Here is a 26,292-nt window from a genome sequence, read left to right on the forward strand (position 1 = left end):
AATAAGAAACTAAAAAAATCTCGTTACATCTATTTCAACCGTATCAAGACAAAAAACAGATGAATAAAGAAAGTAGCGTTGATCAATACATCAAGCTGAAACCAAAAGGGCTAAGCTCGTAAAATACAGAATCCAGCCCTTTAAACCAGTTTAATCAAACTTTTCAATTTTTTTAGAAATAACTCTCAAAGATGCTTTACTTTAAACCTCTTCGGTATAAACCCTTTTTTCTTTTTGATTTGGCAAGCGTCTACATAAGTAAAAACTCGCCAATAGACTACATAACGCAGCAAGCATCAACAATAACGCAGGCATACTCGCATCGTCTGTCTTTTCAATTAAATACGTACTCATCATTGGGGTTATTCCACCAAATAATGCTGTTGCCAAACTAAATGCAAGTGAAAAGCCCACTGTACGTACGCGTGCAGGCATCACTTCGACCAATGTTGCCACCATACTGCCATTTGTACATTCCAAAGAAAAATGACAAATACAGCAAAGTGATGATTAAATGACTAAAAGTAGTATGGTGTATCAGCCAATTTAACGCGGAATAAGCCTTACAGATAGCCAGTACAGTGATAAAGACCAGGCTCTGGTTTACGTCCAAGTTTATCTGAAACATAGCCTCCGACTGGCAACCAAATAAAGTTAGATAAACCCACGATCACCGCAGCAAGCAAAACTGTCCGTTGTGGACATATTTATAACGCACGTTTTGCATAAATTGGTGTATATACCGTAATAAAATAAAAAATCGTGGTCGTCATTGCACTCAGCATCATTCCCGCAAACGACAACATTCCAATGACTCAGCATCGTATCCCAAATTTCTTTTTTGGTAGGATGTATTTTTTGTGCTTTAAAGGCTTCTGTTTCTTCCAAATTACGACGCAAAAAGAAAATCAGGGGGATAATCAAACAACCGATGAAAAATGGAATACACCATCCCCAATCACTGACCTATTCTGCACCAAGCATTTTATTGGTTGCAAAACCTAAAATTGCAGCAAAAACAACCGCAACTTGTTGGCTGCCAGACTGCTAACTGGTAATAAAACCACGGTTTTTGTCAGTTGCAATTTCCGACAAATACACAGAAACCCCACCCATTTCCACACCTGCAGAAAAACCTTGCAGCAGACGGCCAATCACCACCAAAAGCGGTGCAATGATTCCAATTTGATCATAACCAGGGACAAAAGTAATTAAAATCGTTCCTAAAGCCATCAGCCCCAAGGTTAAAATTAACCCTTTACGACGACCAATTCGGTCAACATAAGAACCTAAAAAGATCGCATTAAAAACCCAGCAGCAAAAACGGTAAATGTCATAATTAAAGAGACATATTCATTATGAGAATGGAAAAATTTTGCAGCGATATATTTTGCGTAAAACCAAAACAAGAAACAGTCATATTGTTCTAGGAAGTTACCACTGGTGACATTTAAGATTTTCTTTAATGTCCCTTGTTTTGTAGTCCACACGGACATAGCAAACCTCCCTGATTTTTATTTATCTGTAAAATTATTTGATGGTTCACTGAATTTTTATGAATGAATTTCAGTGAACCGATGTGTGCTTATTTGGCTTTCTTACTTTTACGCTCTTCAACTGCGAATTTAAGTAAGGCTGCACTACGATAAAAACCATGTGCGAACTTGCCAAAAGGAATGGTTAAAAACAGGGTCATGACGGTTGCCAAATGCACAACCAATAAAAGTGCCATCCATGAACTATCGCGTAATCCAAGTAGTGCTAAACCCGTGGTACTGATCAGAAGTAAAAGAAAAATAAATCCACGATCCATTGGTTTCTGTTTTGGATCGCCATGCTTTGGATCACGTTTTAAATTCAGCGATAACAATCCCGCAGGGCCAATAATTAAACCAAGCCCACCCAAAGTCCCTAAAATGACGGGCACACTGAAAAATGGATAAGGCGCGTGAATATTCAATAAAAAGTGATAGGCTGTTGCGACCAGTGTGGCGGCAAAACACAGCAGGAAACCATACATGGTAAAATGGTGAAATCGACGACGAGCAAGTGTGTAACGATCATCTTCTTCGTTACAGCCTTTACCATGCCCACCATCTAGATATTTTAGCGTTAAGATATTTTTAGTGGCTTGTAAAATATCAGGTTGTTTGACACCCCCTGCAACCACTTCTGAGGTTTGATTCCAAAATTTTCGTATGCCAAAGTACAGTAAAATAAACGCCACCACAAATACTGAACCGAAAATTACCGTCAAGAAATTATGTGGAAATATCGCGTAAAAATTACCTTGATTATGACCAAATAAATCGTTGCCCTGTAGTGTAGAAGCAAGCAACATAAAGGCGATAAACGCGACAACCAAAAGGCTGACAATCGTGATTCCTGCTTTTTGATACAATTTACCAAAGGCATGGGGTGTGGCAAATTTTTGATATGTTTCTAAACGAACTTGCGCCATTGCCTGAGGAATATTCACCCCGAACTCATGCGGCGGAGCGTATTGGCAAGCATGCAGACACGCCCCACAGTTATGACAAAGATTTGCCATATAGTGAATATCAGCCTGATTAAACTCTAAACGTTTTGTCATTGCTGGAAATACAGCACAAAATGATTCGCAATAACGGCAAGCATTACAAATTTGCAAAGCCTGTTTCACCTGTTCTTCATTGACCGTGAGCTGTACAACAGGAATTAAAGATTTTGATTGAGCATTCATTAAACAACCTCCTTATTGAAAGCAGGTTTTTTCAAAGCAGAAAGTGCTGCATTTTTTCCTGCAATACGCCCAAATGTCGTACCGATCGACATACCTACACCTGCGGTATAGCCTTGCCCTAGTACATTTCCAGCCATCATTTCTCCTGCCACATATAAATTCGGACTCGGGACTTGGTTAAAACGCACAGCCGCATCTTTTTCGACTTTCATTCCCAAGTAGGTAAATGTAATCCCTGGTTTCAAGGCATAAGCGTAATAGGGTGGAGAATCTAAAGGCACTGCCCAATGCGTTTTGGCTGGGCTTAAATTTTCAGTATGGCAGTCGTCTAAAATGGTGTGATTAAACTCACCCACGACACAAGCTTGATTAAAATCGTTGATAGTTTTTTCCAGCGTGTCTGGATCGAGATGGATCAGTGCTGCAAGTTCACGGATGGTATTGGCTTTACGACCTTCAAATACAGGCGGCATAAAGCGCCCAACTGATTTTGAGTCGATAATGGAGAAGCCAATTTGATGCGGTTGTTTCGCGACTAAGCGCCCCCAAATGGCATAACGTTTAGGCCAAAAATCCTCACCTTCATCATAGAAGCGCACTGCATTTTGATTGACCACAATCCCTAGAGATACACAGTCAATACGCGTACAAATTCCGCCATCATAAAGTGGCGCGCGGGCATCCACAGCAACACAGTGTGATTGAGATGGATCACCAATCACATCTGCACCTTGCTCAATCATAAATTTGAGTAAAGTACCCTGATTAAAACGTGTTCCGCGAATAATAAAATTATCGGCAGGCCATTCACCCGCTTCATTTTGTCCCCAAGCTTCACGCAGCCATTCTAAATTTGATTCAAAGCCACCAGCGGCAAGTACACAAGATTTTGCTTCATACCGTGTTCCATCCTCAGCGATTGCTGCAATAAACCGAATACCATCCAACTCTAATTCTTTAATTTTGGTATTGTACCGAACGTCAACACCCAGATTTTCCGCGCTTCGAAAATACGCATTGACCAAAGCCTTACCGCCGCCCATAAAAAAGGCATTGGTACGTGCTACATGCAGTGCACCAGAGAGTGGCGGCTGGAAATTAACCCCTTGTTTTTTCATCCATTCGCGGCAAGTTTCTGTACTGCGGATGACGAGGCGTGCCAATTCTTCATTGGTTTTACCTCCTGTGACTTTGAGCAAATCTTGCCAATATTCTTCTTCTGGGTAAGCGTCGATCAACACATCTTGCGGCGCATTATGCATACAGCGTAAATTACGGGTATGTTGTGAATTACCACCACGCCATTCCTTAGGCGCGGCTTCAAGCAATAATACTGATGCACCCTCTTCACGTGCAGTTATTGCTGCACATAAAGCGGCATTGCCACCACCAATTACAAGCACATCATACATGTGATTTATCCCTTTATATTTGGGACAAATTTAAGCGAAAATGCACCATGCAGTAAGGAGGCAAAAGCGATGGGGGGTTTAATATTTTTAAACACCAAATTATTTATATTTAAAAATAAAATACCTTTTTTATTGCATCAAATTGAGCCCGCAGATATTTAGAGCTTGTGAGGTTTTATGCATGCGCAGCATTATTGGTCAAACGACTCATTTAGCAGCTCTCAATTTCATCATTCTTAGTTCAAAATACTTAAACACCTTGCACCGCAAAGTACTCGCAAACATCTGTGAAACATCAACAGCCCCCATATAAGCCAAGTCATTCAACTTTTTTCGCACTTGGCCAAGCCTGTTGTTCAATCAAATCATGAATACATGAACGAATCACTGCTTTGGCTGCCAAACTTGCAGGCGATAATTCATCTTCAGGAAAGCTAATCAAATAATTGGTTCGGTCTATCGACGGGTCAACCACTTTTAAAAAATTTAAATGCTGATGGCGATGATTGATAAAAGCGCTGCCTGGTTGAATTGTTCCCACGCATAAATTGGAAACTGTATTCATCAGCAGGCTTAAACCATCAATTTCATAGGTTACATTCAACTCTATCTGTTGCTGTTCAACCAATTTTCTTAAACCATGATTGGTACTCGGCAAAACCAACGGTAGTTTCGCTAAAGCTTTTAAGGGAATGCTGCCCAATTTTAAATAATCTTCTAAATGATAAATTTTAAAAAAATCATCATTGGCACTCAAAAACATCGACTCTGAAACCAACGGCTGTAAAAACCAGTTTTTATCAATATCCTGACTAAAAATAATGGCGATATCGAGCTGTCGGGAGTTAATTAATTGCACCAGATTACCCGATAAACTTTCAACCAAATGTACTTTGATATCGGGATAGCGTTCAGCCATTATTTTAATAAAAGGAACAGCAAGAATTGATGCTGTACTTGGTGGAAAACCGACACTGACATAACCAACCAAACGTGAAGACTGTGCAGCTTCGACAGCTTGATTGGCATGACGTAAAACCAACTGTGCCTGTTTTAAAAACGCTAGTCCTGCAGGCGTTGGGGTGACACCCAATGCCGAACGCTGTAACAAACGTGTCGATAACTCAGACTCTAATTTTGAAATTTGCTGACTTAAAGCTGAAGTACCAACATCGAGTTTTTGGGCAGCTTTTCCGATACTACCCTGTTCAACAATCGTAACGAATGATTGTAGTTGTCTAAGTTCCATTGACTCTTCATTCCGTTATGAATTTGCGAGGAAATGCTATAGATGTTGATGTTAAAACAAATGCAAATCAATGTGTGGAATCAAACCTAGAATTTACATGCCAAAACCAGCTTTTAAATAATATTAATAGCCACTAAATTTTATGGTTTGAATCGTGCCTCATCGCATCAATAAACGCTTTTGCCATGCTGATATGCTCTTTATATTTCCCCAACAGGCAAAAAATGACCAATAAAAGAAACCTTATCAGCGCATCTTTTTCAGACTCCACAGCATAAAAAAACCACCCGAAGGTGGTTTTATAACGTCAGATTCAATTAGTGACCTGTACCATTAATGGCTTTTGCCATATCTTCAACAACTTTTTTGGCATCACCAAACACCATCATGGTTTTTTCGTTATAGAACAAGTCATTGTCTAGGCCTGCATAACCTGTTGCCATAGAGCGCTTGATCACCATAATGGTACGTGCTTTATGTGCTTCCAGAATTGGCATACCGTAGATTGGTGAACCTGGATCATCTTTTGCTGCTGGGTTTACGACATCATTTGCACCGATGACCAACACCACGTCTGTTGCAGGAAAGTCAGAGTTAATCTCGTCCATTTCCAAGATGTCTTCATACGGAACGTCTGCTTCTGCCAACAAGACGTTCATGTGACCTGGCATACGACCTGCTACAGGGTGAATCGCGAAGCGGACTTTAACCCCTTCTTCTTTCAGCAAGTTTGCCAGTTCTTTCACCGCATTTTGTGCGCGACCTTGTGCCATACCATAACCCGGTACAATCACGACGCTATCGGCATTTGACATCAGGAAGCCTGCATCGTCGGCTGAACCTGAGCGGTAGTTACGCTGTGCTTGCTCGCCTGTTGCTTTCGCCCCAGCAACTGCTGCACCACCCATTGCCCCACCAAACAAGACATTGAAAATGTTACGGTTCATGGCTCTACACATAATGTAAGACAGAATTGCCCCCGAAGAACCAACCAATGAACCTGCCACAATCAGCATGTTATTTTCAAGGGTAAAACCAATCCCTGCTGCTGCCCAACCCGAGAAGGAGTTGAGAAGCGAGACCACCACGGGCATATCACCACCGCCAACTGGGGCAATCCAAACCCACCCCAACGCCAGTGCCAATGCTGTCATTGCCCAAAATGCCGACATACTGCCTGTGCTAAAGAATAAAAATCCGCACACCAACATCGCAATAAACAAGGTTGCCTGTACAGGTTTTACCCAAGCACCCGCAATGGTTTTTGCCCATTTTTTCGCAGCCAGTTTGCCATAAGCAAACACGGATGCCGTGAAGGTAATCGCGCCCACGAAACAGCCCACAAACAATTCAAACAAGTGAACTTTGCTCATGTGTGCAGGCTGTACGCCTGCTGCGGTTAATGCTGCTTCATTTTGTGCAAATAAAACTGAAAGTTGGTTGTTGTGCAAGATAGCCGCAACCGCAATTAGTACTGCAGACAAACCGACTAAAGAGTGCATTAATGCCACAGTTTCAGGCATTTGCGTCATAGGTACAGTACGCGCACGTGCAATACCAACCACCGCACCCAATACCATCGCACCGCCAATCATCCAGACCACAGGATGGTCTGCTACAAAGAAGGTGCTCAATACAGCAATCGCCATTGCGATCATGCCGTAACGGTTACCTTTAATCGCCGTTTTCGGGCTTGATAAACCACGCAAAGTTAAAATAAACAGGACAGCACCAATCAGGTAGAACCAATCCGCATTCGCTCGAATAAATTCCATTTAGCCACCCTCTTTATTTTTTTGCTTTGGTTTGAACATTTCCAGCATACGTGCAGTGACCGCAAAGCCACCAAAAATATTAATACTGGCAAGAAACACCGCAATTGCACCCAACACACTCACCACATTAATGCTTTGGAACTGTACATTGGCATCAATACCAAGCGCAGGCATACCCACGGTTTGCAGCATTGCGCCGACTACAATAATCGACGACAAGGCATTGGTCACCGCCATCAACGGCGTATGCAAAGCAGGCGTTACCCCCCAAACCACGTAGTAACCGACAAAAATCGCCAACACAAAAATCGTAATGGTTTCAACCATGAGAATTCCCCTTAACCGCGCTTGAACAGCAGTGTGCCGCCATGAGTAACCAATAAGGCTTTTTGAATTTCATCTTCTTGATTGATCAAGAAGTTCTTGTCTTTATCAAAAAGTGTTTCAAGGAAATTAAAAACGTTACGGGCATATAGAGCCGAAGCTTCTGTTGCCACCGTGGCTGGAATATTTGGAACACCCAGAATTTTCACGCCATTTTCAGTGGTCACGGTTTCACCGACTTTTGAACCTTCCACGTTACCGCCCGTTTCCACTGCCATGTCCAAAATCACAGAACCTGCTTTCATTTTGGCAACAGTTTCCGCCTTGATCAGACGTGGTGCATTGCGCCCTGGCAACAGTGCTGTGGTAATCACGATATCGGCATTGGCAACTGCTTTATCGACAATCGCGGCCTGATCCTTGATGTACTGCTCGCCTGGCATCCAGCCATAACCATTCTTTGCCGCATCGGCAGCACGCTGTTGTTCTTCTTCAGACATTGGAACATCGAGCCACTTACCCCCCAAAGACTCAACCTGATCTTTAGCCGTTGGACGCAAATCGGTGGCTTCAACCACAGCACCCAAACGCTTGGCCGTTGCAATCGCCTGCAAACCTGCGACACCCACCCCCATCACCACAACGCGTGCAGGTTTCACTGTACCCGCAGCAGTCATCAGCATCGGGAACATACGCTGGTATTCATTTGCAGCGAGCAGTACCGATTTATAGCCCGACAAGTTCGCCTGAGATGACAACACGTCCATGTTTTGTGCACGAGATAAAGTTCGAGGCAATAACTCCAATGCAAATGCTGAAATATGTTGGGTGGCAAACTGCTCAAGTTCAGTATTGCGATACGGGTCAAACATCGCAATGAGCGTTGTGTTTGCTGAAATCTTCTGGATTTCATCACCTTGGGGTGCGCGAACTTTCAAAATAATCTGACTGCCTTGATAGGCATCTTCAGCTATTGTCGCGCCAACCTGCGTATAAGCATCATCAAGATAGGCTGCTTTATGTCCTGCCCCTCTTTGAATGACAACGCTATGACCAGCGCCAACCAACTTCTTTACAGTTTCTGGGGTCGCTGCGACTCGACTTTCTCCAGCAACTGTTTCCATAGGAATTCCGATTTGCATTGAGCGTTTTCCTCAGGCTAGTTTGTGTGTTAAAAACATCGCAAACTGCAATGTTTCTCCCATTTTTTCTGCATATTGTTTGGATTCTAATCAAACTTTTTGAAAATACCACCCATTATTTATTTAATAAATGACGATATTTCCATTTAATGCTTATTAAGCATGACTCAAGAGTATAAAATAGGAAAGTTTTGCTTCATTTCAATGAAGATTAATTCTTCATCTTATTCCATGCCTATTTCATTTTCACGTAACCAAATCGGTTCAGTTTTTGCGCTATGTGCTGCTTTTTTATTTAGCTCAAAAGCCATTTTTATTAAACAAGCTTATGCCTTGTCATCTCAGGTTGATGCTACGGTCTTGATGGCACTTCGCATGGGCAGTGCTTTGCCTTTTTTTCTACTTATGGCATGGTATTTTCGCCAGCAAAGACAGGCTCTTCAGAGCAAAGACTGGGGACTTTTAGTCATTGCAGGCTTGTTAGGGTATTACTTTGCAAGTTGGCTGGATTTTATCGGTCTGATGTACATCAGTGCCTCTTTAGAGCGGATTATCTTGTTTTTGTATCCAACGCTCACTGTGCTGGCATCGAGCCTAATTTACAAACAACCTTTACGACTAAAAGCGTATGTTGCCATTTTGCTAAGTTATGGAGGTACAGTGATTGTGATGCTGCAAGAGCAAAATCATGCACCAATGCAGAGCAATTTCTGGCTAGGAGCAAGTTTGGTCTTTGCGAGCGCAATTGCCTTCGCATGTTATTTACTCCTGACACCTCGCCTGATTGAGAAATTTGGTGCCTCGAATTTTACAGGTCTTGCACTAAGCATAGCTTGCATTGGCACATTAGTACATTTTTTAATCGCAACACCACAACCTTTACATCTTTTGGCACAGCTTCCCGTAGGAGTTTGGGCTTATGGAATTGGGTTGGGTTTATTCGTTACGGTATTACCTACAGTTTTATTGATGCAAAGCATTGCCCGTATTGGTGCATCACAGTCCGCAATGATTGCCGCGATTGGCCCAATTCTGACTATCTTGCTCGCAGTATTATTCTTAAATGAACATCTCAATCTTTGGCAATGGCTTGGCTGTGCGCTGAATATTATTGGAATTATGCTGATTAGTCTGAGCAAGCATCGCTTGAAACACTAGCATCCAGCAGTGCCAAAATCTGCTGAAAATGTGCGCCAGCAGATTTTTCTGCCAAACAGTCATCAGGGTTACGCAGTGGGCATTGATCTAAAGATAGACAACCACAACCAATACACCAATCCAATTGCTGCCTCAACTGTAACAAGGTTTGAATTTTTTCATCGAGTTGCGCTTTCCACAAAATCGACATGTGCTGCCAGTCCTGTTTGGAAGCAACTTGATGATCTGGCAAGACTGCAAACGCCTGTTTGACCTCATCTAAAGAAATACCGACTGACTGTGCGACCTTAATAATCGCCACCCGACGTAGCATGGCACGTAAATAACGGCGCTGATTCCCATTGGTGCGGGTGCTCCAAATGAGTTGTTTTTCTTCATAAAAGCGTAGGCTCGCGACACTGACCCCGCTACGTTTTGCCAGTTCACCAATGCTGATCAATGATTGCTCTGAATTTTCCGACATTTTTATTGACCTCAAGTTAACTTGAGCTTTGATACTAGCATGACTCAATCTTGCACACGATCACGCACATGAAGACAACATCAGCACCCACAACATCTTGTTTAAACATTTTAAATCCAGAAACGCTCTACAATCCTCAGCCCTTTGCTTATAGCCATGTAGTTGAAGTGCAGAATTTTCGACGTATCTTACATATTGCTGGGCAAGGTGGAGAAACCAGTGACGGAGAGTTATCCCCCATTTTTGCCGAGCAAGTCTGGCAGGCTTTTCACAACCTTGAATCGGCCTTACATGCTGTTGATGCCACACTGCAAGATATTGCGGTGCTGCGCGTCTTGATTGTGGAACACTCGGTCAAAAAACATACTGTTTTGATTGAGATTATGCAGCAACTATGGCGTAATCAGGCTTTTCCTGCGTGTACCTTAATTCCTGTTTCAGGGCTCGCATTAACCGCTATGTTGTTTGAAGTTGAAGCAACCGCGTATACCCTTTAACGCTCCGAGGCAGTTTATGCATGACACTCTCGATATTAGTCAAAACAAGAAATTGCTCTGGCTGATGGCACTGGCTTGCGGTTTGACTGCGGGTGCCAATTATTTCAGCCAGCCACTCATTCATTCTATTCAGCAATCCTTTCAAGTCGATGCTGCACAAGCCCAGTTGACTGTGACACTGGCACAACTCTCTTATGCTTTAGGTTTGCTCTTGATTGTTCCACTGGGGGATATTGCCAATAAACGCAAATTCATTCCTGGACTGATGTGTCTGGCAGGTATCGGATTATGTTTGTGTGCCTGTGCGGTCAACCTCCCCATGCTTTGGCTTGGCACCATGATGACAGGGTTGTTTTCAGTTGCAGCACAGGTGCTAATTCCCTTTGCAACGATGGCTGTCAAACCTGAAAAAATCGGTGAAGTAGTGGGCTTCCTAATGAGCGGGTTACTGGTGGGAATTTTACTGTCCACCAGTTTGTCTGGGCTACTCTCGAATTTGGTTCACTGGAAACTGATTTACATTTTAAGCGCGATTTTAATTTTTATTTTGGCGTATCTGTTACAACGCGAATTGCCTTATGTCATGCGCCAGAAAATGTCTTATCTAGAAATTTTTAAGTCTATGGCCGTGCTGATCGTAGAAGAACGTCGCCTGAACTTTCGTGCCTACGTTGGCGCAGGGGCATTTGCCTCCATGAGTGTGATTTATTCCACCATTGCTATGTATTTGTCTTCCGCACCGTTTCATTTGGCAGACTCGCTGATTGGCATGGTCAGTCTGGTCGGTGTGTTTGGGGCACTTTCAGCGCGCTATGTCGGGAAATATGCTGATCGGGGGTATGGCAATCTGTTTACAGGTTTGGGCTGTATCTTACTGCTCTCTAGCTGGGTTATGTTTTATTATTCAAGCCACAGTATTTGGCTCTATATTCTCGGCTTTGCAACGACGAACTTAGGGCTTGCCTTTGTACATTCTTGCAATCAAAACATTATTTTCCGCATCCGCCCTACTGCCAAATCTCGCCTGAACTCGATTTATATGACGCTGTATTTTTCAGGCGCAGCCACAGGTTCAGCACTGGGTACTTATGCATGGAATCACGGCGGTTGGGTCTATACCTGTTGGGTTGGTTTAGGGCTAGCCGTATTTTGTAGCAGCTTTGCCCTGATTGATTTTGTCTGTTATGGCAAACGTGTCCAAGCTTCTCAACACACCTGAATCACGGGATAAAAGGGTTTTTTCCAGTCTAGTGCCTGCCCATGTTCCAGCAAGACCAGCATAAACTGACTGAGCAAGGTCATTAAAATTTGGCTGGCGGTATTTAGATGTTTCCGCATGATCACGCTATTGCAAGTCGAGCCGCCATGCATGATTTGATTATGCAAAGTAGATAAACGATCAAAGATAATCAGCAACAGTTCCATCGTGTTTTTCTGGGCAAAGGCATGTTGTACGCGCTGTTGATCTGCATGAAAATGCACTTTCCAGCTTTGCTCATCAATATTCTGATTTTGAAAGTCCCAAAGTTTTTGATAGACATACGGATTATTTGACCAATCCGCCATCGCCTGACTACAACGTTCCCAAACACAATGTTCAATACGCTGCTCTTGATCCAGCTGGTACAATCTGAGCAAAAACTGCTTGAGGTGCTGTTGATCTTCATCAAAAACCTCATGCAGGTTTTCTATATAAATGGCATTGAAAGCAATCCATAAACTGACAAAACGCAAATCTGCATCATCATCCAGCTCTTTGGCTTTTCTTAACCAACTTAATCCCCGTTGCATTCTCAAATTAAAATTTACTGAATAGAGATGCTTATGTTTTTTAAAAATTTCTTCTAATAAATACATCGCTTTAACCTTGGCTAAGCATTTTATTTAAGCATACGCCAATCTGTTTTTCACATCAATTCGTCACTATGACTGGTCGCACCATTTATCAATCGGGCTTACTTTTCAGCAGGTTTTTGGCAGAAAATCCATGCGTTTAGAATAACTGCCAAAAAAAAGCCCGATACAAGTATCGGGCTTTTTTCTTAACACTTAATTAACCACGGTAATAGCGCTGTGCAACAAATGGCATTTTCACCACCTTCATTGCTACGAGTTTATTACGCACTTTAGCAAACAGCTCTGTACCTTCTTTGGCATGGGCAATGTCAACATAACCCATCGCAATCGGGCTTGCCAAACTTGGGGCAAAACCACCACTGGTCACTTGTCCAAGCACTTGTCCGTCCTGATCGACAATTTCCGCACCTTCACGTACTGGCATACGATCTAAAATTTGGAAACCAACACGTTTTTGAGCAACACCTTGCTGCATTTGCGCTTGAATAGTCGCAGCACCTGCATAACCACCTTCACGCTCACCACCCGCGCGGCGAACTTTAGAGATCGCCCAAAGTAGGTTTGCTTCAACAGGAGTTTTGGTTTGGTCCATATCATGACCATACAAGCACAAACCTGCTTCCAAACGTAGTGAGTCACGTGCACCCAAACCGATCAGTGCCACTTCAGGCTCTGCAATCAAGGCTTTTGCCAAGGCTTCTACATCACCGCTCGCCACTGAAATTTCGTAGCCATCTTCACCTGTATAACCTGTACGGCTCACGATGCATTCAACACCGTTTAGCTGTACACGCTTGATTTGCATAAAACGCATTTCTGCAACTTCAGGGTTAAAACGTGCCAAAACAGTTGCCGCTTCAGGACCTTGCAATGCAAGTAAAGCACGCTCGGCAAATTGCTCAACGATTTCACATTGACCTGTCAAGTGCGCGCGCATATGTGCCAAGTCTTGCTCTTTACATGCAGCGTTGACCACCAGATACAACTCGTCTTGAGACAGACGTGCCACCATCAAGTCATCCAAGATGCCACCTTGCGGATTGGTAAACAGTGCATAACGTTGCATACCTTCAGGCAAATCCTCAATATCAACTGGTACAAGGCTTTCTAAAGCACGGGCTGCATTTTCACCACGTAGAAATACTTGTCCCATGTGCGATACATCAAACAGACCTGCATGTTCACGGGTATGTAAATGTTCTTTAAGCACACCAGCTGCATATTGTACAGGCATGTTGTAACCTGCAAACGGCACCATTTTTGCGCCATGCTCAATATGCAACGCCGCCAATGGCGTATTTTTTAATTCAGACATGCTTAGTCCTCATAATTGCTGATGCTTGGGCAAGCACAGATTAAGTTACGGTCGCCATACACGTTATCGACACGTCCAACAGGTGACCAGTATTTGCTTTCCACCAATTCAGGTAATGGATATACCGCTTGTTCACGTGAATATGGATGTGCCCATTCGCCAGTCAATTCTTGTGCCGTATGTGGCGCATTTTTTAACGGGTTGTCTTGTGCGTCCAACTCGCCTGTCGTCACTTGCTGAATTTCTTCAGCAATTTTGTTCATGGCATTGATGAAGCGCTCAAGCTCATACAAGCTTTCACTTTCAGTCGGCTCAACCATGAGCGTACCCGCAACCGGGAATGACATAGTCGGTGCATGGAAACCAAAGTCGATCAGACGTTTTGCAACGTCATCTACGGTAATACCGCTGGTTTCTTTCAGACCACGCAAGTCCAAAATACATTCGTGTGCAACCAGATCATGGCTACCTGTGTACAACACAGGGTAAGCTGCGTTTAGACGTTTTGCCACGTAGTTAGCATTTAAAATTGCCATTGCCGATGCTTGACGCAAACCTTTACCACCCATCATACGGATATACATCCATGTGATTGGTAAAATGCTCGCACTACCAAACGGCGCAGCACTTACTGCATTGGTTTTACGGCTTAAATGATAGCTATGACCTGGCATAAATGGCTTCAAGTGCTCTTTCACACCAATCGGGCCAACACCTGGTCCACCACCACCATGTGGAATACAGAAAGTTTTGTGCAAGTTCAAGTGTGATACATCACCACCAAACTGACCTGGTGCACACAAGCCCACCATTGCGTTCATGTTTGCGCCATCGATATACACCTGACCGCCATGCTCATGCACGATGTCACAGATTTCACGTACCGCATGTTCAAATACACCGTGTGTTGACGGGTAAGTGATCATTAAGGCTGCAAGGTCTTGGCTGTGTTGTTCAGCTTTGCTACGCAAGTCTTCAACATCGACGTTACCGTTGTCATCACATGCGACAACCACAACTTTCATGCCCGCCATGCTCGCAGTTGCAGGGTTAGTACCGTGCGCAGACTGTGGAATCAAGCAGATGTTACGCTGACCTTCACCACGGCTAGCATGATAACCACGGATTGCAAGCAAGCCTGAATATTCACCTTGTGAACCTGCATTTGGCTGAAGCGAAATCGCATCATAACCTGTTGCCGCACATAGCATTTGCTCAAGCTGATTGACCATTTCTACATAGCCTTGCGCCTGTGCAAGTGGTGCAAATGGATGCAGGTTACCAAATTCTGGCCATGTAATTGGCAGCATTTCGCTGGCTGCATTCAACTTCATGGTACATGAACCTAGTGGAATCATGCTGCGGTCAAGTGCCAAATCTTTATCTGCCAAACGACGCAAATAGCGCATTAGCTCAGTTTCGCTGTGATGCGTATTGAAAATTGCATGTTGCAAAATCGCGCTTTCGCGAAGTAATGCCGTTGGCAATGCAGATGTGTAAGCTGCCGCAACAGCTTCAAATTCAGGTGCAGTTTGACCTTGTGCAAACAGTGCCCAAAGTGCAGCAACGTGTTCAGGGGTCGTGGTTTCATCAAGTGAAATACCCACTTGAGTTGCATCAATTTCACGCAAGTTGATTTCTTGTGCACGTGCAGCTTCAAGCACGGCTGCCGCATCGACTTGAGTCAAGGTCAATGTATCAAAGAATGCGTTATTGCTAACATTGACACCCAACTGTTTCAAGCCTTGTGCCAAGATCGCAGTTAAAGCGTGTGTACGTTCAGCAATCTCTTTTAAGCCTTGTGGCCCATGATAAACTGCGTACATGCTGGCAATGTTGGCAAGCAACACTTGAGCAGTACAGATGTTACTGGTCGCTTTTTCACGGCGGATATGCTGTTCACGCGTTTGTAATGCCAAACGTAGTGCAGGCTTACCCAAACGGTCAATCGACATCCCCACAACACGACCAGGCATATCACGTTTGTAAGCATCTTTCGTTGCAAAGTAAGCTGCGTGTGGGCCACCAAAGCCCATTGGTACACCAAAACGCTGCGCTGTACCAATCGCAACATCAGCACCCCACTCACCTGGTGCTTTCAATACAGTCAGTGCCAACAAGTCAGCAGACACAGCAACCAAGGCATTTACACTATGCACTTGCTCAACCAAAGCTGCGTAGTCATACACTTCACCTGTGCTTGCAGGGTATTGTAATAACACACCGAAGAATTCAGCAAAGTCAGCAACTTGTTGCTCGTCACCTACCACAACTTCGATACCGAGTGGCTCAGCACGGGTACGTAAAACATCTAAAGTTTGTGGATGGCAGTGCAATGATGCAAAGAATTTGTTGGCTTTTTTGTTTTTAGATACACGCTTACAGAAAGTCATGGCTTCTGCACAAGCGGTTGCTTCATCTAGCAAAGACGCATTTGAAATCGACAAACCTGTCAAATCCGAGATCATGGTCTGGAAGTTTAACAATGCTTCAAGACGACCTTGAGAAATTTCAGGTTGGTACGGTGTATATGCCGTATACCATGCTGGATTTTCCAGCAAGTTACGCAAAATTGGCGCAGGCGTATGAGTTGGGTAATAACCCTGACCAATATGGCTACGGAAAATCTGGTTTTTCTGAGCGATGGCTTTGAGTTCTGCCAAAGCCTGTTCTTCACTCACACCATCGGTGCTTTCAAGCACGTTAGTGTTTTTAATTGAATCTGGAATCACTGCTGCAATTAATGCTTCAAGGTCACTATAACCCAATGCATTCAGCATGTGCTGCTGTTCAGTTGCCGTTGGCCCGATATGACGGCTAACGAAACTGTTGGTATTGTTAAAATTAATGCTCATGCCAACCCCTTAAGAATGAATAAATGCGTCATAAGCATCTGCATCTAGCAATTCAGCAAATGCTGCGCTGTCGTCGGCTTTCATACGGAAAAACCAGCCTGCGCCCATGGCATCTTCATTTACGGTTTCTGGTGCATTGACCAATGCTTCATTGATTTCTAACACTTCGCCAGATAATGGCATATCAATGTTACTGGCAGCTTTCACTGACTCAATCACAGCAACTTCTTCACCTTTGCTGTACGCTTGAAGTTCAGGCAGTTCAATATAAACCACATCACCCAAAGCATCTTGTGCATGCTCAGTAATACCTACGGTAATGCTACCGTCTTCTTCTAAACGTAACCATTCATGCTCAGTGGTAAAACGAATTGTTGACGCCATGACAAATTCCTCAGTCCTTCACCCTAAAAGGCAATTAATTGCAGAAAATTTACTCATTTTTCAAATACATAAAAGCACAATGCTTTACAGCCCGGGCATAGCTAAAAATAAAAGGCAGCATGCGACCAGACCACCTTGATATTCAAGGGAGTAATTGAAAACCTAATGGGAAAGTACGGAAGTTGTAACAACTAAGAACGCTAAACATGTCAGTTGCGAGATGCGACATATGACCACCCAATTCCATAAGTGAGTAAATATGCCCCATCTGTATATGTACCTGAGAGCTTCAACTTGTAGCAAAAAAGTATGGCTACAAATTTTCCTCCTTCGGTGAATCACGCTATGCAGGTGATTTCTCTCCAGATTTTTGAGATAGATTACAGTCCTTTTGCCTGAGAGTTTCCGGGGTCGTTGCTCCTTCGGCGAGCCTATGGGTGACTTCTCTCCTGTAATGCGCGTATTTAAGCATAAACAATGCCAAAATTTCTATATAGACCTAAGTTATATTTCCGATTATTTACAGTCAGCACACCGCAAATTAAACGATAGGTCAATATTCCAAAGCCATCTTATTTTTAGGTAGAAAAATTCAAAACCAGATTCATTCTCGCCAATATATTTTCTACTCAATGTCTGATTTTATATAAATCCCACCCCACATCATGATGCATCGATAGTGTATTTGATTTCTTCAAAATATTGGCTTGCACACCTGTCCTTCTTATCTACTCTCTCAGCGCTGCGCGGTCATAACCTTTTATCAGCAAGAGATTGTGGTTCTTTGAGATTCATACTGGACTAATTCGGGTACAAATTTGACATCATCAGTTGTGCGATTGCCAATAAAAAATTGAACAGGATGACCATGGGCAGCAACGGCTAAATGATTTTTTGAGCTATCTCCCTATTTTTTTACACAGAAAACCCAAAAAAACCTCTCATAAAACCCTTATTTTCAACAATCAAAAATCAGGTCAACAAGCATGGCTTTTGTATCCTTTTACAGCGCTTTTGTTGCATTTTTAACCAATGACATTGCTTAAAAAAACAACAGATTTTAAGGTGAAAGTTAGTTAGTACTCCATTCTGACAAAAAAGTAAAAACGATATTTCTACAAATAGGAAGTAAGCAATAAATGATGACATAAGAGGATTGAATAACATGAATAATTTTTTTGCTGGAGGCCCTCAGGGATCGCATCCTGACGCCATATATTATTGGAATCAGTTCCAACCCATCTTAGCAGTTGTGGTCATTTTACTTGTCGGCTGGGTGATCGCTTTACTCATCGCCGCTGGGGTAAAAAAACTTCTGCATCAGCTCAACACCAATCATCGACTTTCTTCAGCAACCACCCAAAATACAGCCAATTTTCCTGATATTGAACAGATTATTTCCAAGATCGTGTTCTGGTTTATCATGATCATCGCCGTGATTGCTGCATTGAATGTGCTTAATCTCAACAGTGTCAGTGGGCCATTTAGTAATATGCTTGCCCAAGTGTTGGCTTTTATTCCGAGCCTACTTGCTGCAATTGCAGTCGGTTTTATTGCATGGATTTTAGCTCAGCTGATTCGGATGGGCTTACAGCGTATTTTGAGTCATACACAACTTGATGAAAAGCTAAGTGCAGAAGTGGGTGTTCGCCCAATCAGCCAAAATATTGCGGATATTATTTACTGGCTGGTGTTGTTACTGTTCCTTCCAGTAGTCTTATCGCTTCTCGGTCTGACTGGTTTACTCATACCAGTAGAAAATATGGTGAACGAAGTCGTATTGTTCCTGCCAAATATGTTTATCGCAGGTGTGATTGTCTTTGTTGGTTATATTCTGGCAAACATTGTGCGTGGCATGGTTGAAGGTTTGCTACGCAGTTTAGATATTCAAACCCAGGCGCAAAAAATTGGGCTGTTCAAAACAGGGAATCTGCCCCATTTACTCGGTTCTTTTGTCTTCACCCTGATTATTATTACCGCACTGATTATTGCTTTTGAGGCTTTAGGTATTCAAGCCATTTCACGACCAGCAACCGCGATGCTGTCTGAAATTATGAATGCTATTCCACAGATCATTGCTGCTGGCTTGATTTTGGTGATTGCCTATGTCGTGTCACGTTTTGTCGCACAGTTGGTCAGTGAACTGGTCGCTGGGACTGGTGTAGATGAGATTCCTGCCAAACTGGATCTACAACGCTTTTTAGGTGCAACTAAAGTTTCAAGTGCGGTGGGTACACTGATTATATTTTTCACCATGTTGTTTGCAATCTCTGAGGCAGCGCACCGTTTAGGCTTGGAGCAGGTCAGCGGTTTGATCTCGATGTTTATCCATTTTGGTAGCAATATTCTATTGGGTGCAGTGATTTTGGTGATCGGCTTCTGGTTAGCCAATCTCGTTGCCAATACGCTGCAACGTGGAGAGCATAACTGTTCCCGTTGGTTAGGCAGTTTAGTCCGCATCCTCATTTTAGGGTTAGTTATCGCAATGGGCCTACGTGCGATGGGGATTGCCGATTCGATTGTGAATTTGGCCTTTGGTTTAACCTTGGGTTCAGTGGCTGTTGCCTTTGCTTTAGCTTTCGGTCTGGGTGGTCGCCAACCTGCAGAACGGTTGTTAACCGACTTGTTAGATAAAGCCAAACAACAAGCAAATAAACCTTGCGACTCAACCAACCCGACAGAAAAAGAGACCAACATCTCTCAGCCACCCGACAAAAAAGATGATCTTTAATCGGGCTGAAATCCGCTAAAAACAATGACCACACACTGTGGTCATTGTTTTATGCTCACCAGCCCTGTTACGAAGTCGCCAGTAACATTCAGGGTTGAATTTAGAATGTCTGATACAACCCAAATGCAAGCTTTCCATAAGAACATCTAAAATTCACTCAAAATAAGAAGATGCGTAAATTCCATTTTCCTCAATGCAGCATATTCCAAAATATGAGTCGATTTAATTTTTGTGATACTATGCCGCGCAATTGAAAAGCCCTGAATACGCTTAAATCCGCAGAGTGTCGCTTTGGACATCAGCCACTTTTCTGAAGATTGAGTAATGGTATTTTTCTATTCATTTTTCAGGATTTCTCACTATTTTAAGCTGTGGTTTGCAACTTCATTTTTTATCTTTTTACATTTCAAACTCGGTTTTTATATCGACCGTTGTGATTGATTATTTTTTAGAAGATAACCATGAGTTCATTTGGAAAACTGTAGGGCGTGATAGGTCGCACACATTTTTCAAACATAAAATAGGCTAAAATAGTGGTTCGTTCATATTCTCTATGTAACATTGATTCAACAGGTTGGTTTTAAATGAATATCTCGCAAAGCACTGAAATCAAGCAACACCCCCGCATCAGTGTTGCGCCGATGATGGACTGGACAACCAAAGACTATCGATATTTTGCTCGCCTGTTTAACCCAAATGTCGTGCTTTATACTGAAATGGTGACCACGGGCGCAATTATTTATGGTGATGCGCCACGTCATTTAAACTTCAATCAGCAAGAACACCCGATTGTGCTGCAACTGGGCGGCTCAGATCCCAAAGAGCTTGCCACCTGTAGCAAAATGGCACAAGACTGGGGTTACGATGAAATTAACCTGAATGTTGGCTGCCCAAGCGACCGCGTACAAAACAATAAAATCGGCGCATGTCTCATGGCAGAACCTGAACTGGTGGCTGAATGTATTGCCACCATGCAACATGCCGTGCAAATTCCTGTACATGTCAAACACCGCATCGGGATTGATGACATGCAGTCTTATGAGGAAATGCTACATTTTGTCGATACGGTTGCTCAAATAGGCTGTACGCATTTTGTGGTACATGCCCGTATTGCATTACTCAAAGGCTTATCGCCAAAAGAAAACCGTGAAGTTCCCCCTTTACGCTATGAAGATGTTTACCGCTTAAAACAAGACCGTCCACACCTGTTTATTGAAATTAATGGCGGGATAAAAACCGTTGCTGAAACCAAAGCGCATCTGGAACATGTTGATGGAGTCATGATCGGGCGCGAAGCCTATCACAATCCATATTTGCTGGCAGAACTGGGCGAGCTGTGGAATCTCGACATGCCTGACCGTTTTGAGATCATGCAGCAAATGTTGCCCTATATTCAGCAACGTCTTGCCGAAGGTGCACCATTGTCGATTATTACCCGTCATATTTTAGGTTTATTTCAAAACCTGCCAGGCGCACGCAAATGGCGTCAGGCGCTCAGCGGTGGCAATGCCAAAACCTTTGCCGATGTTGAACAGGCGATTGATAACATTCAGGCAGCGATGAAACGTACAGAAGATTATCTACGAGAAGCACAGCTTTAAATATTTTTCTCAGCAGTATCGAGTATGTTGATACTGCTGAGCATTTGTTTCCATTTTTATAAGTATGGTGTTCTTTACATTTAAAAAGACGCGTTTCAATGTGATCAAAAGATATGCATACAGCTCTACAGTGAAGGTATGCACAAATCAGACATCAAACTGATTTTTTACGAAGTGCTTCAAGCTTTTTCAGCACTTCAGCCACCGCGATCATGGCAAAACTTGATGTCACCACCACCGCCGAGCCATAGCCACCACAGCGCAAGCCCGCACTTGGGCAAACATCAGCGCTGGAAAATGGATTATCAATCGAGTAAACACAGGTAATCCCAAACTTGTCTTTGGGCTTTTTACAAATGCCTTTACTGCGTAACTGGGCACGCAGTTTTGCCAGCATCGGGTCTTGTTCTGTTTTGGACAAATCCGCCACACGGATTTTCAGTGGATCAAGTTTGCCGCCTGCACCACCTGACACAATCAACGGAATCTTGTTAAAACGGCAGTGCAACATCAAGGCAAGTTTGGCTTTGACATCATCAATACAGTCCAGAATCACATCAGGCACATCAAGCAAAAGTTCTTTGACATTTTCAGGGCTAAGATAATCATCAATGACGTCGACCTGCATCCGTGGGTTAATCTGACGACAACGCTCTGCCATCACCGCAACTTTATCATGCCCCAGTGTCGAACTGATGGCAGGTAACTGGCGGTTAATATTGGATGATGCAATCACGTCCATATCGACCAGTGTTAAACGCCCAATACCTGTACGCGCCAAGGCTTCTACAGCCCAACTCCCCACACCGCCAATGCCGATCACCATGACATGGCTTTGTTCAAAATGGTTGAAATTCGGCTCACCATAAATTTTGGCAACACCTGCAAAACGGCGGTCATATTCATCATGAGCAAGATCGGTCATAGCGCTAACATTTTAGGAATTGAAAGACAGGGCGGCTATTTTACTGCTTTTTGCAACTTAGGGGGAATGAAAAAAGCGCCCAGAATGACTCGACGCTTTTTCTCTAGAACATCAATAGACTGCTTTCACCAATCCCTTGTGTTTCTCCTTATAGGAGAAAAATAAAGAGGTTATAAATCATGCTGAAGGAAGTCCAATATTAGGACGCGATCAGATGACGCAGCACATAATGCAATATCCCGCCTGCTTTAAAGTATTCCACTTCATTCAGGGTATCGATGCGACACAGGACTTCAAACTGATCACGTGAACCATCGACACGTTTGACATGTACTTGTAAAGTTTGATGCGGTTGCAGATCATCACCCAACCCTGAAATCGAAATGATCTCTTGCCCTGTCAAGTTTAGACTTTGACGGGTTTGACCATCAACAAACTGTAGCGGTAACACCCCCATACCCACCAAGTTCGAGCGGTGAATCCGTTCAAAACTTTCTGCAATCACAGCTTTTACACCGAGTAAATTAGTACCTTTAGCGGCCCAGTCACGCGATGAACCTGTACCGTATTCTTTACCTGCAATAATCAGCAGTGGTGTATGTTCTTGTTGATAACGCATCGCTGCATCATAAATTGCCAGTTTCTCGCCACTCGGGATATAAATAGTATTACCGCCTTCTTCACCACCGAGCATTTCATTTTTAATGCGAATATTGGCAAATGTACCACGCATCATCACTTCATGATTACCACGGCGTGAACCATAGGAGTTAAAGTCTTTCGGCTCAACCCCATGAGCTTGCAAGTAACGTCCCGCAGGGCTGTCTTTTTTGATATTTCCCGCAGGTGAAATATGGTCAGTGGTGACCGAATCACCGAGGACTGCCAAAATTCGAGCATCAACAATATTGTCAATCGGTACAGGTGGCTGATCAATGTCAGCAAAAAATGGCGGATGCTGAATATAAGTCGAGTCATCCTTCCACGCATAAGTTTGGCTTTCAGGAATCTGAATGGATTTCCAACTGACATTTCCCTCAAACACCTGTGCATATTCGCGGTGAAACATTGCCGTATTGACTTGTCGTAATGCTGTTGTAATTTCCTCTGTAGTCGGCCAAATATCTTTCAGGTAAATTGCTTCCCCCTGATCGTTGGTGGCTAGAGGCTCAGTGGTTAAATCGATACGAATCGTACCTGCCAAACCAAAAGCAATCACCAGCGGTGGCGATGCCAACCAGTTGGTTTTGACCAGTGGATGCACTCGGCCTTCAAAATTTCGGTTGCCTGAAAGTACCGAAGCGACATTTAAGTCATGACATTGAATCGCTTCTTCAATCACTTCAGGTAAAGGCCCAGAGTTACCAATACAGGTGGTACAGCCATATCCCACCAACTGATAACCTAACTGATTTAAATACGGCGTTAATCCTGCTGCGTCAAGGTAGTCTGTCACCACTTTAGAACCAGGGGCTAAAGAACTTTTTACCCACGGTTTACGCTGCAAGCCTTTTTCGATAGCTTTTTTCGCAAGCAGCCCTGCTGCCAGCATAACGCTTGGGTTGGACGTATTGGTACATGACGTAATTGCAGAAATAACTACATCGCCATGTTTGAGTTCAAAGTGTTCACCATTGAGCGTACAGCTTGGCGCATCATTTTGCACACTGGCAGTTTGTGCAGCCACGGCTGTACCACCACCTTCATTTTCCAGTTTTTCTTTATCCTGTTTGGCGGGCTTCATATTGAGTTCTAAGACTTCATCAAAAGTTTTAGCAACATTCGACAGTAGCACTCGATCTTGCGGGCGTTTCGGCCCTGCCAAACAGGCTTGAACACTGGACATATCCAGACTTAAGCTGTCAGTAAATTCAGGTTCATCGCCTGCGTTACGCCATAAACCTTGCGCCTGACTATAGGCTTCAACCAGTGCAATCCGTTCAGGCTGGCGACCTGTTAAACGTAAATATTCCAAGGTCACTTCATCAATCGGGAAAAAGCCGCAAGTTGCGCCATATTCAGGTGCCATATTGGCAATCGTCGCGCGGTCAGCCAGTGGCAAATCTGCCAATCCATCACCATAAAATTCTACAAATTTACCTACCACGCCTTTTTTACGCAGCATCTGGGTAATGGTCAGCACCAAATCCGTCGCGGTAATCCCTTCAGGTAATTTTCCTGTGAGTTTAAAACCAATCACTTCGGGAATCAGCATCGAAATCGGTTGTCCGAGCATTGCTGCTTCGGCTTCAATTCCACCGACACCCCAGCCCAACACACCCAAGCCATTGATCATGGTGGTATGTGAGTCTGTCCCCACCAAAGTATCAGGGAAGGCAAAAGTTTGCCCGTCATCGTCGGCTGTCCAAACTGCTTGCGCCAAATATTCCAGATTGACCTGATGGCAAATCCCTGTGCCTGGCGGCACCACACTAAAATTGTTAAATGCCGACTGCCCCCAGCGTAAAAACTGGTAACGTTCGGCATTGCGCTGCATTTCGATTTCGACATTATCTTTAAAAGCATGACTACTGGCAAAATGATCGACCATGACCGAATGGTCAATCACCAGATCCACTGGCGACAGCGGATTAATCTTGTCAGGGTTCTGACCTGCTTTGGCAACTGCCGCACGCATTGCAGCCAAATCGACTACCGCAGGTACACCCGTAAAATCCTGCATCAACACCCGTGCAGGGCGATACTGAATTTCCTGTTCACTGGTTTTTTGTTTTAACCAATCCACAATCGCATGAATATGAGCACTGGTAACAGTATGGTTATCTTCAAATCTCAGGAGGTTTTCCAGTAACACCTTCAATGATTTTGGCAGTTTGCTTAAATCACCAAGCCGTTCAGCGGCTTTGGGCAAACTAAAATACTGATAGCTGTGTGTACCCACCTGCAAGGTTTGCAACGCATGAAAACTGTTAATGTGACTGTATTTAGATTTAGCATGAGCCATACGGGAATCCTCCGATTCGGCATTTTATTTTTAGGCGTCCTTTCTTCTTTACTGTATGCCGATTTAACTTGAGAAGTGTTCTGTTTTGGTTAGAGCATGTTGGTCTTTGCAAGTGGCAAAACATCTAAGGTATTTTGCCAAATTTTTTCAGCTAAAGGCTCAATAGGCAGATTCAGGCTCTGTGCCAGACCTTCGAGTACAAAAGGCAAATTCACAGGCGTATTGCGCGTGCGCTGCTCAGTTAAAGTCTGACAACATAAGGGGGTCATATCAGGACAGTCAGTTTCTAAAACTAGATGTTCCACTCCCACAGCCTGTACCACCTGATGCAATTTCTTGGCATTCGGGTTGGTAATCTGTCCTGTAACACCCAGTTTAAAACCCATCTGAATAAAAGCTTTGGCTTCTTCAATGCCACCGCTAAAAGCATGGGCAATCCCACCTTGCTGAAAACGCTGTTTTTTTAACAGGGCCAAAACATCTGCATGACTTTTGCGAATATGTAACAAGACAGGTAAACCAAACTGCTGTGCCAGTTCTAGTTGCGCAGCAAAATACTGTTTTTGTTTTTGTAATAATTCAGGCTGCTTATGCTGTTTTAAAAACGTATCTAAACCTATTTCCCCCACAGCCACACAGGTTTGCTGTCTCAGCATATGCTCTAAATGCTGTAAATGTTCTGGCTGATGCTGCTCAATATAAAATGGATGTAACCCAGGTGCCAGATAACTTTGCGGCACATTACTCCACTGCTGAAGTTGTTGATATGTTGCCAATAAATCATCAAAACGTGACTGTACAAACCCAATCAACACCAAAGCTTTTACCCCAGCCTGTTTCGCAGCACGTGCCAACGGTTCCCGATCTGAATCAAACTCAGGAACATCAAAATGGGTATGGGTATCAAATAAAGCCAA

General features: G+C 43.5%; 19 protein-coding genes, 1 pseudogene and 1 riboswitch. Of the genes and pseudogenes, 5 read left to right on the forward strand and 15 right to left on the reverse strand.

Annotation, left to right across the window (positions count from 1 at the left end):
- Positions 1-201: 201 nt before the first annotated feature.
- The 7 genes and pseudogenes from tcuC to E0H77_RS07965 all read right to left on the reverse strand — a co-directional run bounded on the left by tcuC (position 202) and on the right by E0H77_RS07965 (position 8,624).
- A pseudogene (gene tcuC / locus E0H77_RS07935) lies at positions 202-1,496 on the reverse strand (tricarballylate/proton symporter TcuC).
- Positions 1,497-1,585: 89 nt separating this feature from the next.
- Positions 1,586-2,722 (reverse strand): tricarballylate utilization 4Fe-4S protein TcuB, encoded by a 1,137-nt coding sequence (gene tcuB / locus E0H77_RS07940; RefSeq protein ID WP_131376655.1) that lies wholly within the window; start codon positions 2,720-2,722, stop codon positions 1,586-1,588.
- Entirely contained in the window at positions 2,722-4,134 is a 1,413-nt protein-coding gene (gene tcuA / locus E0H77_RS07945; RefSeq protein WP_131376658.1) for an FAD-dependent tricarballylate dehydrogenase TcuA, read from the reverse strand. The genes tcuB and tcuA overlap by 1 nt, the downstream gene beginning before the upstream one ends.
- Positions 4,135-4,453: 319 nt before the next feature.
- Positions 4,454-5,383 carry a LysR family transcriptional regulator gene (locus tag E0H77_RS07950; protein WP_131376661.1) on the reverse strand — a complete coding sequence of 310 codons (930 nt, stop codon included), beginning with the start codon at positions 5,381-5,383 and terminating at the stop codon, positions 4,454-4,456.
- 317 nt (positions 5,384-5,700) lie between these two features.
- Entirely contained in the window at positions 5,701-7,158 is a 1,458-nt protein-coding gene (locus E0H77_RS07955; RefSeq protein WP_131376664.1) for an NAD(P)(+) transhydrogenase (Re/Si-specific) subunit beta, read from the reverse strand.
- Entirely contained in the window at positions 7,159-7,485 is a 327-nt protein-coding gene (locus E0H77_RS07960) for a proton-translocating transhydrogenase family protein (RefSeq protein ID WP_004753732.1), read from the reverse strand.
- An 11-nt stretch (positions 7,486-7,496) separates the two neighbouring features.
- On the reverse strand, positions 7,497-8,624 hold the full coding sequence (locus E0H77_RS07965; RefSeq protein WP_131376667.1) for a Re/Si-specific NAD(P)(+) transhydrogenase subunit alpha: 1,128 nt from the start codon (positions 8,622-8,624) through the stop codon (positions 7,497-7,499).
- 231 nt (positions 8,625-8,855) lie between these two features.
- Between E0H77_RS07965 and E0H77_RS07970 the strand changes: the two genes are divergently transcribed.
- On the forward strand, positions 8,856-9,782 hold the full coding sequence (locus E0H77_RS07970) for a DMT family transporter (protein ID WP_131376670.1): 927 nt from the start codon (positions 8,856-8,858) through the stop codon (positions 9,780-9,782).
- Here the strand turns inward: E0H77_RS07970 and soxR are convergent.
- Complete coding sequence (soxR, locus tag E0H77_RS07975) at positions 9,751-10,245, reverse strand: redox-sensitive transcriptional activator SoxR (RefSeq protein WP_131376672.1); 495 nt, start codon at positions 10,243-10,245, stop codon at positions 9,751-9,753. The genes E0H77_RS07970 and soxR overlap by 32 nt on opposite strands.
- A gap of 68 nt (positions 10,246-10,313) precedes the next feature.
- Between soxR and E0H77_RS07980 the strand changes: the two genes are divergently transcribed.
- Both E0H77_RS07980 and E0H77_RS07985 read left to right on the forward strand, forming a co-directional pair.
- Positions 10,314-10,742 (forward strand): RidA family protein, encoded by a 429-nt coding sequence (locus E0H77_RS07980; protein ID WP_131376675.1) that lies wholly within the window; start codon positions 10,314-10,316, stop codon positions 10,740-10,742.
- A 16-nt stretch (positions 10,743-10,758) separates the two neighbouring features.
- A complete protein-coding gene (locus E0H77_RS07985) occupies positions 10,759-11,961 on the forward strand; it encodes an MFS transporter (RefSeq protein WP_131376678.1) in 1,203 nt (400 codons plus the stop codon).
- On the opposite strand, the gene E0H77_RS07990 is transcribed toward E0H77_RS07985, so the two are convergent.
- The 4 genes from E0H77_RS07990 to gcvH all read right to left on the reverse strand — a co-directional run bounded on the left by E0H77_RS07990 (position 11,949) and on the right by gcvH (position 17,153).
- Complete coding sequence (locus E0H77_RS07990) at positions 11,949-12,533, reverse strand: hypothetical protein (protein ID WP_323052937.1); 585 nt, start codon at positions 12,531-12,533, stop codon at positions 11,949-11,951. The two genes, E0H77_RS07985 and E0H77_RS07990, sit on opposite strands and share 13 nt — an antisense overlap.
- Before the next feature lie 262 nt (positions 12,534-12,795).
- The gene (gene gcvT / locus E0H77_RS07995; RefSeq protein WP_131376684.1) at positions 12,796-13,914 is read right to left on the reverse strand and encodes a glycine cleavage system aminomethyltransferase GcvT; all 1,119 of its coding nucleotides are present in this window, start codon (positions 13,912-13,914) and stop codon (positions 12,796-12,798) included.
- Between the two features lie 2 nt (positions 13,915-13,916).
- Positions 13,917-16,769: an aminomethyl-transferring glycine dehydrogenase gene (gene gcvP, locus E0H77_RS08000; protein WP_131376687.1), complete on the reverse strand. Its 2,853-nt coding sequence runs from the start codon at positions 16,767-16,769 to the stop codon at positions 13,917-13,919.
- A gap of 9 nt (positions 16,770-16,778) precedes the next feature.
- Positions 16,779-17,153 (reverse strand): glycine cleavage system protein GcvH, encoded by a 375-nt coding sequence (gcvH, locus tag E0H77_RS08005; protein WP_004753749.1) that lies wholly within the window; start codon positions 17,151-17,153, stop codon positions 16,779-16,781.
- 373 nt (positions 17,154-17,526) lie between these two features.
- A riboswitch (glycine riboswitch) is annotated at positions 17,527-17,615 on the reverse strand.
- 703 nt (positions 17,616-18,318) lie between these two features.
- Here gcvH and E0H77_RS08010 point away from each other — a divergent pair.
- Together E0H77_RS08010 and dusA are read left to right on the forward strand one after the other, a co-directional pair.
- Positions 18,319-19,884, forward strand: coding sequence for a mechanosensitive ion channel (locus E0H77_RS08010; protein WP_131376690.1), 1,566 nt, complete (start codon positions 18,319-18,321; stop codon positions 19,882-19,884).
- 584 nt (positions 19,885-20,468) lie between these two features.
- On the forward strand, positions 20,469-21,485 hold the full coding sequence (dusA, locus tag E0H77_RS08015) for a tRNA dihydrouridine(20/20a) synthase DusA (protein WP_131376693.1): 1,017 nt from the start codon (positions 20,469-20,471) through the stop codon (positions 21,483-21,485).
- A 154-nt stretch (positions 21,486-21,639) separates the two neighbouring features.
- Here dusA and E0H77_RS08020 read toward each other — a convergent pair whose 3' ends face one another.
- From E0H77_RS08020 to E0H77_RS08030, 3 genes are all read right to left on the reverse strand, one after another.
- A complete protein-coding gene (locus E0H77_RS08020) occupies positions 21,640-22,410 on the reverse strand; it encodes a tRNA threonylcarbamoyladenosine dehydratase (RefSeq protein ID WP_131376697.1) in 771 nt (256 codons plus the stop codon).
- 199 nt (positions 22,411-22,609) lie between these two features.
- Complete coding sequence (gene acnA / locus E0H77_RS08025) at positions 22,610-25,375, reverse strand: aconitate hydratase AcnA (RefSeq protein ID WP_131376700.1); 2,766 nt, start codon at positions 25,373-25,375, stop codon at positions 22,610-22,612.
- 89 nt (positions 25,376-25,464) lie between these two features.
- Positions 25,465-26,292: a TatD family hydrolase gene (locus tag E0H77_RS08030; RefSeq protein ID WP_228258311.1), complete on the reverse strand. Its 828-nt coding sequence runs from the start codon at positions 26,290-26,292 to the stop codon at positions 25,465-25,467.

The organism is Acinetobacter brisouioides, assembly GCF_004331075.1.
GTDB lineage: Bacteria > Pseudomonadota > Gammaproteobacteria > Pseudomonadales > Moraxellaceae > Acinetobacter.

What these genes read in the sequence shown, in the direction of transcription:
- tcuB (WP_131376655.1), bottom strand. Translation starts at nt 2,722, where the DNA reads ATGAATGCTCAATCAAAATCTTTAATTCCTGTTGTACAGCTCACGGTC.
- tcuA (WP_131376658.1), bottom strand. Translation starts at nt 4,134, where the DNA reads ATGTATGATGTGCTTGTAATTGGTGGTGGCAATGCCGCTTTATGTGCA.
- E0H77_RS07950 (WP_131376661.1), bottom strand. Translation starts at nt 5,383, where the DNA reads ATGGAACTTAGACAACTACAATCATTCGTTACGATTGTTGAACAGGGT.
- E0H77_RS07955 (WP_131376664.1), bottom strand. Translation starts at nt 7,158, where the DNA reads ATGGAATTTATTCGAGCGAATGCGGATTGGTTCTACCTGATTGGTGCT.
- E0H77_RS07960 (WP_004753732.1), bottom strand. Translation starts at nt 7,485, where the DNA reads ATGGTTGAAACCATTACGATTTTTGTGTTGGCGATTTTTGTCGGTTAC.
- E0H77_RS07965 (WP_131376667.1), bottom strand. Translation starts at nt 8,624, where the DNA reads ATGCAAATCGGAATTCCTATGGAAACAGTTGCTGGAGAAAGTCGAGTC.
- E0H77_RS07970 (WP_131376670.1), top strand. Translation starts at nt 8,856, where the DNA reads ATGCCTATTTCATTTTCACGTAACCAAATCGGTTCAGTTTTTGCGCTA.
- soxR (WP_131376672.1), bottom strand. Translation starts at nt 10,245, where the DNA reads ATGTCGGAAAATTCAGAGCAATCATTGATCAGCATTGGTGAACTGGCA.
- E0H77_RS07980 (WP_131376675.1), top strand. Translation starts at nt 10,314, where the DNA reads ATGAAGACAACATCAGCACCCACAACATCTTGTTTAAACATTTTAAAT.
- E0H77_RS07985 (WP_131376678.1), top strand. Translation starts at nt 10,759, where the DNA reads ATGCATGACACTCTCGATATTAGTCAAAACAAGAAATTGCTCTGGCTG.
- E0H77_RS07990 (WP_323052937.1), bottom strand. Translation starts at nt 12,533, where the DNA reads ATGCAACGGGGATTAAGTTGGTTAAGAAAAGCCAAAGAGCTGGATGAT.
- gcvT (WP_131376684.1), bottom strand. Translation starts at nt 13,914, where the DNA reads ATGTCTGAATTAAAAAATACGCCATTGGCGGCGTTGCATATTGAGCAT.
- gcvP (WP_131376687.1), bottom strand. Translation starts at nt 16,769, where the DNA reads ATGAGCATTAATTTTAACAATACCAACAGTTTCGTTAGCCGTCATATC.
- gcvH (WP_004753749.1), bottom strand. Translation starts at nt 17,153, where the DNA reads ATGGCGTCAACAATTCGTTTTACCACTGAGCATGAATGGTTACGTTTA.
- E0H77_RS08010 (WP_131376690.1), top strand. Translation starts at nt 18,319, where the DNA reads ATGAATAATTTTTTTGCTGGAGGCCCTCAGGGATCGCATCCTGACGCC.
- dusA (WP_131376693.1), top strand. Translation starts at nt 20,469, where the DNA reads ATGAATATCTCGCAAAGCACTGAAATCAAGCAACACCCCCGCATCAGT.
- E0H77_RS08020 (WP_131376697.1), bottom strand. Translation starts at nt 22,410, where the DNA reads ATGACCGATCTTGCTCATGATGAATATGACCGCCGTTTTGCAGGTGTT.
- acnA (WP_131376700.1), bottom strand. Translation starts at nt 25,375, where the DNA reads ATGGCTCATGCTAAATCTAAATACAGTCACATTAACAGTTTTCATGCG.